Source organism: Endozoicomonas sp. ONNA1 (assembly GCF_024606325.1).
Taxonomy (GTDB): Bacteria; Pseudomonadota; Gammaproteobacteria; order Pseudomonadales; family Endozoicomonadaceae; genus Endozoicomonas_A.
Map to the genome: position 1 here is coordinate 1 of NZ_JAHHPN010000209.1, position 2431 is coordinate 2431.

1 protein-coding gene and 1 pseudogene are annotated in these 2431 nt (G+C 46.1%); both read right to left on the reverse strand.

What is annotated here, in order from left to right; genetic code table 11:
* Positions 1-78: 78 nt before the first annotated feature.
* Positions 79-1947 (reverse strand): F-box/WD40 repeat-containing protein, encoded by a 1869-nt coding sequence (locus KDK19_RS04930; protein ID WP_257291466.1) that lies wholly within the window; start codon positions 1945-1947, stop codon positions 79-81.
* 142 nt (positions 1948-2089) lie between these two features.
* Positions 2090-2242: pseudogene (locus KDK19_RS24305) on the reverse strand (transposase); the annotation flags it as partial.
* Between the last annotated feature and the right edge of the window lie 189 nt (positions 2243-2431).

Consider the following 2431-nt stretch of genomic DNA (forward strand, 5'->3'; position numbering starts at 1 on the left):
AGAATGAAAGTTCAAAACATTGAGGTCATTGGAACAAAGAAAAAACAGCGCCCTGGTCGGGGAAAATGCTTTGTGCGATTATTGTTGTAAAGAGTACTTCTCATGGTTCTCAGTCTTTAGTGGATTTGCGCTCATCCGACCATCCATCTTTCCATTCTTCCCACAAAGTTCAGTAATTCTTGCTTTGTTATAACTAACGGTCAACACGTACCGGCTATCGGCGCTGAAGGTGGCTGAGGTGATTGCACCATTGTGTTGAATGGTGGCTTTTTCTACCCATGTTCCATCGTCTCCCAGACCATAAATTTTCGCCGTTTTGTCTTCACTGGCGGTCACCACAAGACAACCATCGGCACTGAAGGTGGCTGATTGGACGCAATCTTTGTGGGCAATGGTGGCTTTTTTTACCCATGATCCCTCGCCATTCCGGCCATAGATGTTTGCCGTTCCATCATAACTGGCAGTCACCACATGGCGACTATCGGCGCTGAAGTTGAACGAGGTGATCATGTCCTTGTGTTTAATAGTGGCTTTTATTAACCATAATCCACTGTCCTGCTGGCCAGAGATGTTTGCTGTTCCATCAAAACTGGCAGTCACCACATGGCGGCTATCGGGGCTGAAGTCGGCTGAGTAGATAGAATGAAGATGAGAAATTATGGTTACTTCTTTCCATGAACCATCGTCTTGCAAGTTAAGAATTTTCGCCTTGCAATCTCCACTAGTGGTTACCAGGTGACGGCCGTTGTCGCTGAAGGTGCTTGAGAGGATCATCTTCTCATGGGTAATGGTAGCTTTATCTTCCCATGATCCATCGTCCCTCTCACCATAGATTTTTGCAGAGTTATTGAGGTTTAAGATCAGCGAATGACGTCCATCGCAGCTTAAACTGGTATACTTGACCAAGTGATCATGATTATATTTAATGGTGGTTTTTTCTTCCCATGATCCATCGTCAGTCTGAACGCAGACTCTGAAAGTCCTGTCTTTATTGAAGCTCAAAACACGACGGCCATCAGCGCTGAAGCTGGCCGATATCACCGGAGAAAGATGGCTGGTAGTGTATTTTGCTTCCCATGATCCATCTGTCTGGCCATAGATTCTCACCCTATCATCACTGGCGGTCAACACATGGCGGTCATCAGCGCTGAAGGTGGCTGATTTAACCAATCCAGCATGGGTAATGGTGTCTTTTACTGCCCATGATCCATCGTCCTCCTGACCATAGATTTTCGCAGTGTTCATGTCATCTCCACCGGCGATCAACAAATGATGGCCATCGGAGCTGAAGCTGGCGGAACAGACACGGCCATTCAGGTTAATAGTGGGTTTTACTTTCCATGTTCCATCGGTTTCCTGGTCACAGATTTTCACTGCATTATTCAAACCGACGGTCACCAAGTGGCGGCTATCGGCGCTTAAAGTGGCTATGGGGATACCGTGATGATTGGTAATTTCGGTTTTTGTCTCCAGGTTCAATACTTCACATTGAGACATCAGTTTATTTTTGGTGAAAAGGATCAGTGCGGGGAAGTAAGCGTTATCTCGTTTTTTTACGAGTGACTTGACAGTGCCCGTATTCGCAAATGGCCTCAACCAATCACTGAGTTGTTGATCATCTTTTGCCGTAAAGATTGTTTTCAGTTGATATTGGTGTGGGGCAGGAAACCGGCGATACCATGCCCTTTCCAGAGCTCTGTTACTTTCAACAAGAGCGCGAAGATATTTGCATACCTTTGCTAATCGGGTAATCTCCCGCAAACCCAAATAGCGAATAATCATAGATTCTGGTAAGTCGGGCAAATCGAGTAACAAAGATTTATTTTTGTAAGATGCAGTGACGTCCCTGCCTGCAATAACACCTGTTGGTGTTTCCTCCGGTCGGGGTTGCTCAGGTTTTGGCGAGAATAAACTGTCAATGCTGGAATTGCTGCTTGTAGAGTGCATGCCTGCTCCTTCAATGCTCTAAAGTCGTTATTGATCCTCAGTTAGAAAGGACATTTAAAACTGATTGAAAGGTTAGAACCGGTTTGGGAATGAAAGTTCACAAATTTGGGGTCAGTGAAACCAGCCTGCCAAGGGCGAGTCTTTAATGGCGCAGTCGAAGCAGGTTGATGACTTCGTACTGCCACATGGGCATTAAGACCTGTTTGCTGAAGAAGATTTCCTTCCATGTCTTTTTATCATCGGTTAACCCGCCGCAGGTGATAGACAGATGGACGTGAACATTGCACTTCAAATCATGCCCAAACGTTTACAGTGCCTTTCCCTCCTGAGCCTGTGACCAGCAGACATCAATCACTGGGCTTTGCATCATCAAGCTTTCGTTTTCGGTGTTGCCTTCTGTGAACCGAAAAGGCTTTCGCGTTTGGCTGAGTCTTCTGGCACTCTGGGCAGGTTCGCTCTGAGGTGTGATCTTTTCTTTTGTGAG

Coding starts and splice junctions, on each gene's coding strand:
- KDK19_RS04930 (WP_257291466.1), bottom strand. CDS start 1,947: ATGCACTCTACAAGCAGCAATTCCAGCATTGACAGTTTATTCTCGCCA.